Origin of the sequence: Helicovermis profundi (genome assembly GCF_033097505.1) — a bacterium.
Taxonomy (GTDB): Bacteria; Bacillota; Clostridia; order Peptostreptococcales; family Acidaminobacteraceae; genus Helicovermis; species Helicovermis profundi.
Window position 1 is genome coordinate 1882686 of sequence record NZ_AP028654.1, and the last position, 13252, is coordinate 1895937.

The 13252-nt window shown below is 28.9% G+C and carries 11 protein-coding genes; 2 read left to right on the plus strand and 9 right to left on the minus strand.

Going from position 1 to position 13252, the window contains the following annotated elements:
- The first annotated feature begins 23 nt into the window (after positions 1-23).
- Both AACH12_RS08360 and AACH12_RS08365 read left to right on the plus strand, forming a co-directional pair.
- Positions 24-3398 carry an efflux RND transporter permease subunit gene (locus AACH12_RS08360; protein WP_338534964.1) on the plus strand — a complete coding sequence of 1125 codons (3375 nt, stop codon included), beginning with the start codon at positions 24-26 and terminating at the stop codon, positions 3396-3398.
- Positions 3388-4485 carry an efflux RND transporter periplasmic adaptor subunit gene (locus AACH12_RS08365; RefSeq protein ID WP_338534965.1) on the plus strand — a complete coding sequence of 366 codons (1098 nt, stop codon included), beginning with the start codon at positions 3388-3390 and terminating at the stop codon, positions 4483-4485. The genes AACH12_RS08360 and AACH12_RS08365 overlap by 11 nt, the downstream gene beginning before the upstream one ends.
- A gap of 118 nt (positions 4486-4603) precedes the next feature.
- On the opposite strand, the gene pnp is transcribed toward AACH12_RS08365, so the two are convergent.
- From pnp to rnpM, 9 genes are all read right to left on the minus strand, one after another.
- Entirely contained in the window at positions 4604-6697 is a 2094-nt protein-coding gene (gene pnp / locus AACH12_RS08370) for a polyribonucleotide nucleotidyltransferase (protein WP_338534966.1), read from the minus strand.
- 196 nt (positions 6698-6893) lie between these two features.
- Positions 6894-7157, minus strand: coding sequence for a 30S ribosomal protein S15 (gene rpsO, locus AACH12_RS08375; RefSeq protein ID WP_338534967.1), 264 nt, complete (start codon positions 7155-7157; stop codon positions 6894-6896).
- A 157-nt stretch (positions 7158-7314) separates the two neighbouring features.
- Complete coding sequence (locus AACH12_RS08380) at positions 7315-8235, minus strand: bifunctional riboflavin kinase/FAD synthetase (RefSeq protein WP_338534968.1); 921 nt, start codon at positions 8233-8235, stop codon at positions 7315-7317.
- A 1-nt stretch (position 8236) separates the two neighbouring features.
- Positions 8237-9148, minus strand: coding sequence for a tRNA pseudouridine(55) synthase TruB (truB, locus tag AACH12_RS08385; protein ID WP_338534969.1), 912 nt, complete (start codon positions 9146-9148; stop codon positions 8237-8239).
- Position 9149: 1 nt separating this feature from the next.
- A complete protein-coding gene (locus AACH12_RS08390; RefSeq protein WP_338534970.1) occupies positions 9150-10142 on the minus strand; it encodes a DHH family phosphoesterase in 993 nt (330 codons plus the stop codon).
- Positions 10132-10518 (minus strand): 30S ribosome-binding factor RbfA, encoded by a 387-nt coding sequence (gene rbfA / locus AACH12_RS08395; protein ID WP_338534971.1) that lies wholly within the window; start codon positions 10516-10518, stop codon positions 10132-10134. Before rbfA ends, AACH12_RS08390 begins: the two co-directional genes overlap by 11 nt.
- Before the next feature lie 15 nt (positions 10519-10533).
- Positions 10534-12651, minus strand: coding sequence for a translation initiation factor IF-2 (gene infB, locus AACH12_RS08400; protein WP_338534972.1), 2118 nt, complete (start codon positions 12649-12651; stop codon positions 10534-10536).
- Between the two features lie 19 nt (positions 12652-12670).
- Positions 12671-12985 (minus strand): L7Ae/L30e/S12e/Gadd45 family ribosomal protein, encoded by a 315-nt coding sequence (locus tag AACH12_RS08405; protein ID WP_338534973.1) that lies wholly within the window; start codon positions 12983-12985, stop codon positions 12671-12673.
- Complete coding sequence (rnpM, locus tag AACH12_RS08410; protein WP_338534974.1) at positions 12975-13247, minus strand: RNase P modulator RnpM; 273 nt, start codon at positions 13245-13247, stop codon at positions 12975-12977. Before rnpM ends, AACH12_RS08405 begins: the two co-directional genes overlap by 11 nt.
- Between the last annotated feature and the right edge of the window lie 5 nt (positions 13248-13252).

A 13252-nucleotide genomic window follows, 5' to 3' on the forward strand; every position in this document is an offset into this window, starting at 1 on the left:
AATAAATATGAAAGGATGTACATATGGATAATGAATCAAAAAAAACAAATGAACAAAATAATGAATTTAAAAAAGAAAATTTGAATTTTTTAGGTAAATGGTCTGCTTTTTTTATTGAAAGGTATAGAATAGTTTTTCTAATTATACTTATAATTTCAATACTTGGAGTATCTTCTTTTCTAACAATTTCAAGAGAACTTCAACCTGAGGTTATATTACCTTATGGTAATATTTTCACACTTTATAGTGGAGTCTCTCCGGAGGAAATTGAAAGTCTAATTACTGATAAAATTGAGAAGCAAATTTCTGATGTAAGCGATATTAAAAATATATCTTCTTACTCTGGATTTGGTTATTCTCAGATTTTTGTAGAATTTAACCAAGGTGTAGACATTGATTCAAAAGTAAGTGATTTAAGAGAAAAAGTATCATCAATTCAAAACTCGCTCCCTAGTGATTCTGAAACTCCAACAGTTGAATCTTTTGAAACTAACAATTCACCTATTTTAATTATTAACGTTACTTCAGATAGGCCAATTACAGAATTAAAAAATATTGCAGATGATATATCTGATAGATTAGAATCTGAAGCGGATATTAAAGAAGCTCTTGTAATTGGTGGGTTAAAAAAACAAATCAATGTTATTGTAGATCCAAAACTGCTTTACAACTATAAAATTTCACTAGATGATATTAATAATGCCATTAACTCTTCAAATCTAAACTTCCCAGGTGGTAATATTACATTAGATAAAAAAAATTATACTATTCGTACAGTTGGAGAATTTACAAATCTTGATGAAATAAAAAATACTGTTATTAAGTATAATGGTAATACTCCAATTTATTTAAAAGATATTGCTAAGGTTGAAAATGGATTTAAAAAAGTAACATCCTATTCAAGAATGTCTGTAACTAATGCTAATAGCGATGTTAATATTAAATCATCGATTTCTATCTCCGTTAAGAAAAAAGCAACTGCAGATATAATAAATACTTCTGTACTAATTAAAAATATATTAAAAGATGAAAAAGGCACTCTTTATCCAGATGATATAACTATAAAAATAAGCGGAGACACAGCAAAATTTGTTGTAGATCAACTTGGTGGAGTTACAAGTAATGCTATCTCAGGTCTTTTACTTGTTTTAATTGTCTTATTCTTATTTATTGGCCTAAGAGAATCAATAATTGTTTCAACAGTAATACCACTAGCAATTATGTCTACCCTATGGCTTTTAAAGCTATATGGGCTTACTCTAAATACTATAACTTTATTTTCTATAGTTCTCGCAGTAGGTATGCTAGTCGATAACGGAATCGTAATTATGGAGAATATTGATCAATTAAGATTTAAAGGTTACTCGGCTAAAGATGCTTCTATTATTGGTACAAACCAAATTGCCCCAGCTGTTTTGTCATCAATGTTAACAACGGTTGCTGCCTTTTTCCCAATTGCTTTAACCTCTGGGATTATGGGCGCTTTTATAAAATCAATACCTATTACAGTTATTTTTGCTCTCGTTTCTTCTTTTTTAATCGCCATGACTGTAACACCCGCGCTTTCTGCAATTATTCTTAAAAAGCATCGTTCAGATAAAGCAGAAAAAATCGATACAAAAAAAGTGTTTTTAATAAAAAAATCGCTTAGTGTAATTTTTATTTTTATATTAGGTTTACTCGCTTTTAGAGAAGACGGTAACATAACAACACTTTCTTATGTATTTGGTGCTATTTTTGCTTCTTTAATGCTTGTAAAAATAATTACAGCTCATAGAGGTGGCGAAAAACTACCTATTATAAAAAAATATTCGGATTTCTTATATAGTATTGTAAAATCACGAAAAAAACGTTTGATAGTAATTAGCGCAACTTTTATAGCTTTTATGCTTAGTATGTCTCTTATATTTACTGGAGCATTAAATGTTAATATGTTTGCTAATGACGATATGGATCGTCTTTATATTGCTGTTCAATCGCCTAATGGATCAACAATTGATTTAACAGATGATGTAGTAAAGAGTATTGAAAAACATTTAGTCAATATTAAAGAAATAGATACTTTTGTTTCAAATATTGGTATTACTGGAGCAGATAGTTTCGAAGGTTTTGGTGGTGCAGATAATAGTGATCCTACTATCGCAAAAATTGTTATTGATTTAGTTGATAAATCAAAACGAGATAAAACTTCAATAGTTCTTGCAAAAGAACTTAGAGCTTCACTTAAAAATATTCCAGGAGCAACTATCGATGTTCAAGAATTACAGAATGGACCACCGCAGAACAATCCGGTTTTAATCAAAATCAATGGAACAAATCTTGATAAGCTTAGAAAAACTACTCGTGATCTTGAGAAAATATTATCCACTATTCCTGGAACACGCGATATATCTTCCAGTGTAAAACTTGGAAATCCCGAACTTCAAATAGTAGTTAATAAAGAAAAAGCAGCAGAATTTGGACTTAATGACCTTTCCATTGCTCTTCAAGTTAGAAATGCAATTAACGGTATTACTTCAACCACATTCACAAAAAATAAAACGGACACAGATATCGTTATTAGAACTAGTGAAAATCTTCTTACTAGTAAATCTGATATTGATTCCATCTATATTTTTAATCGAATGGGTCAAGCAATTAGTCTAAGTCAAGTTGCAAAAATTGTTGAAAAAGAAAGTCTTACTTCGATTCAACACGACGATAAAAAAAGGTATATGTATGTTTCTTCAAAAGTAATAACTGGTTACAATGCAACAAATATAGTTTCTCAGTTTAAAGATAAAGTAAAAAATTACAATTTGGATGATAATACAACAATAAACTATGGTGGAGAATTTGAAGATATTAATTTATCTTTTACAGAGATGTTTAGAAATATGCTAATTGCAGCTATTCTTGTTTTTCTAATACTTTCTCTACAATTCAATTCTCTATCACAGCCAATAATAATCCTCATTACTGTACCAATGGCAATGATTGGAGTTATGCCTGGCCTATTAATTACTGGTAATGAATTTGGATTTGTCGCTTTTATTGGAGTTGTATCTCTTGTTGGAATTGCAGTAAACGATGCAATAGTATTAGTTGATTATATTAATTATTTAAGAAAAAGTGGAATGGATTTATATGAGGCAGTTAAAGAAACTGGGAAATCAAGATTTATGCCTGTTATGGCAACAACAATTACTACTACCGGAGGTATTCTTCCACTTTCATTAAAAGAAAAATTCTTCCAACCACTTGGTGTAACTTTAATATTTGGTCTACTTACAGCAACCGTATTAACTTTAGTAATAATTCCCGCAATCTACACTTCACTAGAAGAGAGAAAAATAAGAAAAAAAACTAAAAAACTAAAAAAACTAACACTAAAGGGAGGTACGTTAAATGAAGCTTAAAAACATTTCAATTTTTATTCTAATTATAGTTATTTCGTTTTCATTTGCTTCATGTACAAAAAATGATGAAAAAGATGCAATTCCTAAAGAAATATCTACAAGTACAAAAGAAGCTATACATGTTAAAACCGAAAAAATAGCTTACAAAGATTTTAATACTAATTTATCTATTACTTCAGTTGTAGTTCCAAAAGACAGTGCTTATATTTCTTCAAAATCAAGCGGTATTGTTAAAGATATTTACTTTGATGTTGGCTCCAATATTAAGGTGAATGATGAACTTATCAAACTTGATGATGAAAACTTAATTGTTCAAAAAAATAAAATTCTTCTTTCAATTAAAATTGCTAGATTCAATTTAGAAAATAATAAAAAGGATTTAAATGATTATAAAGCTCTTTATGAAAAAGGTGCTGTTACTAAAAAAAATCTTCAAGCATTAGAAAACAAGTATAAAGCATCTGAATTTTCACTTGAGAGCGCTAAATATGATTTTGATTCACTTCAACTAGCTATAAAAAATACTTCAATCAAATCACCAATTGATGGTATAGTAACTGAAAAAAATATTGCTAGTGGTGAATCAATAAACCCAGGAACAAGATGCTTTAAAATAATTGATATTTCAAGCGTATATTCATCAGCAGGTGTTTCAGAAAGTTTTATAAATAATATAAAAAAAGGACAAGAAGTTAAAGTAACTTCGGCAGATACTGGTAAAGTTTACAGCGGAGTAATTGCAAGTATCAATCCTGAAATGAATCCCTTAACAAAAAAATATGATATTAAAGTACTAATTGATAATAGTGACTTAAATTTAAAACCTGGTATGAGTACAGTTCTCTCTTTCGATGTTAATAAAACTTTAAAAGTTTTATCAGTAAATAAACTTTCTCTTATATTAATTGATTCTAAAAATTATGTTTTTATTAATGATAATGGAACTGCTAAAAAAACTGAAATTACTATTGGTAATTCAACTGATAATTACTATGAAGTTCTTAGCGGATTAAATGCTAATAGTGAAGTAGTTACTAGCGGAAGTGGTTTATTAAAAGATGGAGATTTAATTGTAGTAGAGAAATAAATATATTATTTTTATTTCTAGGTTTAAGAAAATAACATTGAATTTACTATTACACACTAAAAAAAGGTGATAATGCATTTTGCATTATCACCTTTTCTATAGTAAATTTAATAATTATTTATTTTTTTTCGTCTTCTAAAAGTACTTTTCTTGAAACATTTACTCTTCCTTGCTTATCAACTTCTAAAACTTTAACTAGAATTTGATCTCCTACTTTAAATTCATCTTCAACCTTTTTAAGTCTTTCTTTTGTAAGTTGAGAAATATGACAAAGTCCATCTTTTCCTGGTAATAATTCTACAAATGCACCAAAAGTAGTTATTCTAACTATCTTACCATTGTAAATTTCGCCTTTTACGATGTCTTTTACTATTGATTCTATTTCTTTAAGTGCATTTTGTCCGCCAATTCCATCATTAGCAGTAATTAAAACTTGACCATCATCATTAATATCAATTTTAACATTATGTTCTTGTGTAATTCTAGAAATTACTTTTCCACCTGGTCCTATGATATCTCTAATTTTATCTGGTTTAATCATAATTTTATAAACTCTAGGAGCGTATTTAGACATTTCTTCACTAGGTTGGCTAATTACTTCATTCATCTTTCCAAGTATAAACAATCTTCCATCTCTAGCTTGGTTAAGCGCTTTTTCTAATATATCTTTGCTTAGACCATCTATTTTGATATCCATTTGAAGTGCTGTAATACCTTCTGTAGTTCCAGCAACTTTAAAGTCCATATCTCCTAAAGCATCTTCCATACCTTGAATATCTGTAAGAATAGCAATGCTATCTTCTTCTTTAATAAGTCCCATTGCAATACCCGCTACAGGCGCTTTAATTGGAACACCAGCATGAAGAAGAGATAATGTAGAACCACATATACTTGCCTGTGAACTTGAACCGTTACAAGTAAGAACTTCTGATACTACTCTAATTGCATATGGAAAATCACTCTCACTTGGTAATACAGGAAGAAGCGCTCTTTCTCCAAGTGCACCATGACCAATTGCACGTCTATTAACTCTGTTAAATCCAGTCTCACCAACTGAATATGGTGGGAAGTTATAATGATGCATATATCTTTTAGTTTCTTCAAGTCCTAGTCCATCAATTCTTTGAGCCTCTCCAAGAGCACCTAAAGTTGTAATGCTTAGTGCTTGAGTTAATCCTCTATTAAACATACCTGAACCATGAACTCTTGGAAGTAAATCTACTTCACAAGAAATTGGTCTTATCTCATCAATTGTTCTTCCATCTGGTCTAATTCCTTCAACCGTGATTATCTTTCTAACAAATTTTTTCTCAATTTCTTTGAACATAATACCAAGGAAAGATTCTTCTTCAGGATAATCTTCTAAAAACTCTTCTTTTAATCTATCTTTTAGTTCTGATAAAGCATCATTTCTTTCAGCTTTTCCTGGAATTCTTACCACTGTATTCATGTCTTCCGATAAAAATGCTACAATTTTATCAACAAATTCACTATCTCTTTCAGGTTCAACAAATTCAAATTTTTCTTTTCCGATTTCTTCTTTTATAGTTTCTATAAATGTAATTATTTTTTTTATTTCTTCATGTCCAAACATAATAGCATCTAAAACTACTTTTTCTGTTTGAATATTTATTCCCGCTTCTACCATAACTACGGCTTCCTTAGTACCAGAAACCATAATGCTCATAAGTGATTTTTCACTTTGCTCAATCGTTGGATTGATAATATATTCGCCATCAACATAACCAACTAAAACTGAAGCAGTAGGTCCATTAAATGGAATATCAGAAATTGAAAGTGCAATTGAAGATCCAATCATTGCAACTACATCTGGTTGACAATCTTGATCAACTGACATAACAGTAGCAACTACTTGAACTTCATTTTTAAATCCTTTTGGGAATAATGGTCTAATTGGTCTATCCATTAATCTTGCAGTTAATGTAGCTTTATCAGAAGGTCTACCCTCTCTTTTAAGAAATCCTCCTGGTATTTTTCCAACAGAATATAATTTTTCTTCGAAATCACAACTTAGTGGAAAAAAATCAATACCTGATTTTGCTTTTTTACTTGCTCCGGCAGTAACTAATACAGAAGTTTCACCGTACGTTAAAAAACATGAACCATTTATTAATTTTGCCATTTTACCTGTTTCTACTTTTAGCGTTCTTCCACCAATTACGGTTTCAAAACTTCTTACTTCACTTGACATAAAATTCCTCCTATAATGAAAACTTTTTTGGAATTCATCCTACTTATTATATTTACAAATAATTTTCTAAACATAATAAGTAGGATAAATAAAATAAATCCCAATCTGTCTTCTATTTTTACATTTCACCTTATTATATTACTAAATTTCCTTTAATGCAAAAAATAATTGAGCAGGAATACCTGCTCAATTAAAATTATTTTCTTAAACCTAATCTAGCGATTAAAGTTCTATATCTTTCAATATTTTTAGATTTTAAATATTTAAGTAAGTTTCTTCTCTTACCAACCATTTTTAATAATCCAAGTCTTGAATGATGATCTTTTTTATGAATTTTTAAATGCTCATTAAGTTCATTGATCTTTGCAGTTAATACCGCAACTTGAACTTCTGGAGAACCTGTATCTCCTTCTTTAGTAGCATATTCTTTCATAATTTCTGTTTTTGTAATTTTAGTCATTTGACTACACCTCCATATTATTTTTGCCAAAATCCATGTATAACGTTGGTGAATCGAGATACATAGAAAAAGGTCACTAAGTCAGTATACTATAATTAAAGTAATTTGTAAATATTAATTTAATTTGTTTTACAGTTTAGATATTCATTTATCTATCTTATTTTTCAAAATATTCTTTTGCGTAAATAACATCTTTTTTGATTTCATCAATTAGTAAATCTATTGAAGAAAACTTAATTTCACCTCTAATATATTTCAAAAATGAAACTTCAATATTCTCTCCGTATACATTCTTATCAAAATCTAGTATATATGTTTCAACGTTAAAATTTGTTTGGTTAAAAGTCGGGTTAACACCTACATTAGTCACACTTTTATATTCTACGTCATTGATAAATGTTTTAGTAATATAAACTCCTGCTTTTAATTTACACATGCTATTGTCAACTTCTAAATTAGCTGTTGGAAATCCTAATTTTCTACCAACTTTTTTCCCTACAACAACTTCACCTTGAAGTTTATATTCACGACCTAAAAGATGATTTACTCTTTCAACATTTCCCTCTTTAATTAATTTTCTTATAAGTGTGCTACTTACATTAAGTTCTTTATAATAAACCGCTTCAATAACAATTGATTCAAAAAAAGAATTGTAAAGTTTGAGAAGTCTTACGTCTCCACTAGCATTTTTCCCAAATTTATAGTTATATCCAACGGAAAGTAATTTTACTTTTAATTTTTTGATTAAAATTTCTTCTATAAAACGCCTCGGGTCTATATTCATAAATTCATTATCAAAGTCAATAATAATTAAATAATCTATGCCCATATCACTTGCTATTTTAATTTTTTCTTCAAATGTAATAATATTTGGAACAACTAATGATCTATTTATTATTTCTCTTGGATGATTTTTAAATGTAAATAACACTGTTTCTAGTGATTTGTCTTTTGCTTCTTTCATTAAATTTAAAATCACCTTTTGATGTCCAATATGAAATCCATCAAAAGTTCCTAAAGCAATTCCAGTGTTATTTTTAAACTCCCTAATTTCTTCTAATGTTCTTATTATTTTCATTTTAGTCACCTATAAAAAAAAGTTTATCCATTTTTAAACTATTATCGCTTAAACGGTAGTTTGCAATTCCTAGAAATTTCTTTGAATCGTAAACAAGAACTTTTTCTGACTCAATATACTTTGAATTTTCATTATTATTTATCTGAAAATCTAGCAAATTAAATTTTACGCCATTTAGTACCTGTTTTAACACTTCATTTTTAATATAAATTTTTTTAAAATTAGAAACTGCATTATCTGCAGTAACAATTAATTTATCTATTTGTTCATATGTCATTTCTTTAAAAGCTTCAATAGTCACTACATTTTCAATAGTAAAATTACCACTAGAAATCCTTGTAAGAGCCGACATATGAGCTCCACATCCAAGTTTTTCACCAATATCATAACATAAAGTACGAATATAAGTTCCTTTTGAACATTCAACATCAAAACTTGCTGTTTTTTCATCAATACTTATAATATCAATATTAAATATTGTGCGCTTTCTAGGTTTCCTTTCAACAGTTATTCCCTCTCTAGCTAATTCATAAAGTTTTTTACCTTTATGCTTTAAAGCAGAGTACATTGGTGGTATTTGCTCAATCTCACCAATAAAACTTTTGATGCAAGAAGTCATTTCAACAGATGTAACATTAACATCTCTTTTTATTAATTCTTTACCCCATTTATCCTGAGTATCCGTTGTAATTCCAAGCGAAATTTCGCACCTATATTTTTTCTTATCTTGAACTAAATATTCAGCAATTTTAGTTGCTCTACCAATACATATGGGAAGAACACCCTCAGCCATAGGATCTAGTGTTCCTGTATGACCTACTCGCTTAATTTTTAATTTTTTTCTTACTATTGCTACAACATCATGAGATGTCATATTTTGTGGTTTATAAAAATTGATTACTCCATCTTTCATTTTACACTTCACTTTCACTTTCGCTTTCAATTTCGTTTCTAATTTCTTCAATTAGTTTGAATGTAACTTCGCTCAAAGTACCAGATATTTTACAACCTGCAGCTTTAACATGCCCTCCACCACCAAATTTAAGAGCTATTTTGCTTACGTTTATATCGTGTTTTGATCTTAAACTAACCTTATAAATCTTTTTTTCAATTTCACGTAAAAATACCGCAACTTCAACACCTTCAATATTTCTTAAAAACTCTACCATTCCATCAGAACTAACTTCTTTAAGATTTTTTGTTTTCATTCTATCAATAGTTATTGAACTAATGGCTACTTTATTGTCAAATTTAAATAAAAGTGACTCTAGCATTAAATTTAGTGTTTCTATTTTGCTAAGTGGTGTATTTTGATATAATTCAACGTTTACATAATTTACATCTAATCCATCTTCAATTAATTCCGCAACAATTCTATGAGTTGAAGATGTTGTATTAGAGTATTTAAAAGATCCTGTATCTGTACTAATTGCGGAATACAAGGCATTTAAAGTCCCAATGTTTTCACTAAAATTATAATTTGAATCTTTTAATATTTCAAAAATAATCTCTCCAGTTGAAGATACATCAGTATCAACTAAATTTTCATCAGCAAAATTTTCATTTGTTATATGGTGATCAATATTATATTTATAGCTTGCTTCATCAAACACAAACATCCTATCTGCAATTCTTGTTAAATCGGACGAATCAATTGTTATAACTGTATAATCTTTAATATTTAAAGACTTAAACTTTTCACTACTAATTATATTATTTTGATTTAAAAACTCGATTTCTTTTGGAATATCATCATTTAAAACTATGTATACATCTTTAGAAATTGTTTTTAAAAAATTATATAATGCAATTGAAGAACCAATTGTATCTCCATCTGGAAAAATATGCGGCAAGACTATATAAGTCTTGTCCGCATTAAATAAATTACCATAATTTTTATTTTTCATCTTCATCATCGTCCTTGTTCTTATCTTCATTACTATTAGATAATTTACTTAAAATATCATTAATATGCATTCCATTTTGTATAGAATCATCTTTCTTGAAAATTGGCTCAGGAGTATAATGAAGTTTTAATTCTTTACCAATTTCTTTTCTTATATATCCTTTTGCGCTATTTAGTCCTTCTATTGTGTTATCATCTTCAACGTTTGGATCATATACACTAATAAAAATATTAGCAAATCTTAAATCTCTTGTTACTTCAACATGAGTTATGCTCGTAAGTTTTGAAATTCTAGGATCTTTTAATCCATTCATTATTATCTTACTAACAATTTTTTTTATTTCTTCAGATATCCTTTTACTTCTATCTAAGCCCATAAGACACCATCCTTTTTATTTTCTAGGAATTTCTTCTATAATGTAAGCTTCAATTTCATCATTGATTTTAATATCATTATACTTTTCAATACCTATACCACATTCGTAACCTGTAGCAACTTCTTTTACATCATCTTTGAATCTTCTAAGCGAAGAAATTTTACCGTCATGAATTATGATTCCATCTCTAACTATTCTAACATTTGCATTTCTTACAACTTTTCCTTCAAGCACATAGCCACCACAAATAACTCCAATATTTGGAACTTTAAATGTCTCTCTAACTTGAATTTTACCAAGTACAACTTCTCTAAATACAGGATCTAACATACCTGTAAGTGCTTCCTGAACATCTTTAATTGCTTCATATATAATTTGATATGTTTTATAGTTTACTTTTTCTTTTTCTGCCTTTCTCTGAACAGCAGAACTTGGTCTAACGTTGAATCCTAATATTATTGCATTTGATGCTGAAGCAAGTAAAATATCCGATTCAGTTATTGTACCAATATTTGCATGAATAATATTAACTTTTACTTCTTCATTTGATAATTTAAGCAATGAACCTTTAAGAGCTTCTATAGAACCATGAACATCAGCTTTTATAATAATATTTAATTCTTTTAATTCACCTTCTTTTATTTTATCAAATAAATCTTCAAGTGAAATATGCTTTGTTTCATTAAGGTTTTCTTCTCTTAATTCGATTTGTCTTTTTTCTGCAATAAGTCTAGCTTGCTTATCATCGTTTGCTACATAGAATCTATCTCCAGCTTGAGGAATATCGTTTAATCCAGTTACTTCAACAGCAGTGGCAGGTCCAGCTAATTTAATTTTTTTACCTTTAAAATTATACATCGCACGCACTCTACCATAAGTAGATCCTACAACTACAGGATCTCCAATATTTAAAGTTCCTTTTTCTACAAGAACCGTTGCAACAGTTCCTTTACCTACATCAGTTTTAGCTTCAATAATTGTACCAACTGCTTTCCTATTTGGATTAGCTTTAAGCTCCAACATTTCAGAAACTAAAAGAACCATTTCAAGAAGCTGTTCGATTCCTTCTCTATTTTTAGCCGAAACAGGAACGCTAATTACGTCTCCACCCCATTCTTCAATAAGGACACCCTTTTCAGAAAGTTCTTGTTTAACTCTATCTTGATTTGCATTTGGCTTATCTATTTTATTAATTGCAATAATAATTGGAACTCCAGCTGCCTTTGCGTGATCAATCGCTTCAATGGTTTGTGGCATAACACCATCATCAGCTGCAACAACTAAAATAGCAATGTCCGTTACTTTAGTACCTCTAGCTCTTAAAGAAGTAAATGCCTCATGGCCAGGTGTATCTAAGAATACAATTTTTTGATCATTAATTATAGCTTCAGATGCTCCAATATGTTGAGTAATTCCACCTGCTTCGCCAGTTGTAACTGCTGTATCACGTATAGCATCAAGTAATGAAGTTTTACCATGATCAACATGTCCCATTACTGTTACAATTGGTGCTCTTGGAAGTAAATCTTTAGGATCATCTTCAAAATCTAAATCAAATCTTTCAGCTGCATCTATTCTTACTTCTTGATTAATCTCAACACCATAATCTTCTGCTAAAGTTTTAGCAACTGCAAAGTCAATATCCTGATTTAATGTTGCCATAACCCCTAAGTTCATAAGTTTCATTATTATTTCTGCTGGACTTTTATTTAACTTACTAGCAAAATCTGATACTAAAATTGTGTCACCAATCATAATTTCTTCAGAATTTGTCGATTCAACTAATTCGTTTTCACCTTTAAATTTACTTCTTTTATTTCCAGCATTTTTTTTCTTTTTTCTATTTTTTTTATTTGCTTTTCTTTCACTAACTACATCTTCTTGATCTTCAAGTGCATTAAAAGTATCAACTAAACTTTCTTTACTTTTATCATTTTTGTCAATCTCTTCTACGACTTCTTCATCCTGCACTTTATCTTCTGCTAAATACTCTTCTACAATCAAAGCGTCTCCATCTTCAATTGAAGACATATGATTATGTACATCTATTCCAAGTTCCAATAATTTATCTATCAATTCTTTGCTAGAAATTTCCATTTTTTTCGCTAACTGGTATACTCTGATTTTTGACAAATGCTCCACCTCCGTATTTTTACGAATCGCCATTACTATCATAAATTTTAATCAATTCTCTGGAGAACTTCTTGTTTTTTATACCATACAATGTTCTATTATTTTTTCCAATCGCACCTGAGAGAATTTCTCTATCAAAACTGATAATACATCTGATTCCTAACTCATTACATTTAAAAGAATATTTCTTAATAATAGCTTTAGAAGCATCCTCTGAAATAATAACAAGCGATATTTTTCCTCTATATAAAGCTTTTTCAACTAATTCGTCTCCGTTTATTACATTGCCAGATTTTTGAGCAAATCCTAACATTGCAAGAAATTTATTTTTCATAGTCAGTAAGCTCCTTTTTTAATTTTTCATAAATCTCATCACTTACTTTTACATGAAATGATCTTGAAAAAGAATCCTTTTTAAAGGCAATATTAAAACATTCAATTTTAGGACAAATGTACGCGCCTCTACCATTTGCTTTTCCCGTAAAATCAACAAAAAACTCATTTTCTTTAGTTTTTACAACTCTTATAAGTTCTTTTTTAGTTTTCTGCTCATTACAAGCAACGCATTTTCTTAAAGGTATTTTCTTTTTTTTCATAAAAA

Bases quoted from the DNA above. Each gene is read 5' to 3' on its own strand.
- truB (WP_338534969.1), bottom strand. From the start codon at position 9,148: ATGAAAGATGGAGTAATCAATTTTTATAAACCACAAAATATGACATCT.
- pnp (WP_338534966.1), bottom strand. From the start codon at position 6,697: ATGTCAAGTGAAGTAAGAAGTTTTGAAACCGTAATTGGTGGAAGAACG.
- rnpM (WP_338534974.1), bottom strand. From the start codon at position 13,247: ATGAAAAAAAAGAAAATACCTTTAAGAAAATGCGTTGCTTGTAATGAG.
- AACH12_RS08390 (WP_338534970.1), bottom strand. From the start codon at position 10,142: ATGAAAAATAAAAATTATGGTAATTTATTTAATGCGGACAAGACTTAT.
- AACH12_RS08365 (WP_338534965.1), top strand. From the start codon at position 3,388: ATGAAGCTTAAAAACATTTCAATTTTTATTCTAATTATAGTTATTTCG.
- AACH12_RS08405 (WP_338534973.1), bottom strand. From the start codon at position 12,985: ATGAAAAATAAATTTCTTGCAATGTTAGGATTTGCTCAAAAATCTGGC.
- AACH12_RS08380 (WP_338534968.1), bottom strand. From the start codon at position 8,235: ATGAAAATAATAAGAACATTAGAAGAAATTAGGGAGTTTAAAAATAAC.
- rbfA (WP_338534971.1), bottom strand. From the start codon at position 10,518: ATGGGCTTAGATAGAAGTAAAAGGATATCTGAAGAAATAAAAAAAATT.
- rpsO (WP_338534967.1), bottom strand. From the start codon at position 7,157: ATGACTAAAATTACAAAAACAGAAATTATGAAAGAATATGCTACTAAA.
- AACH12_RS08360 (WP_338534964.1), top strand. From the start codon at position 24: ATGGATAATGAATCAAAAAAAACAAATGAACAAAATAATGAATTTAAA.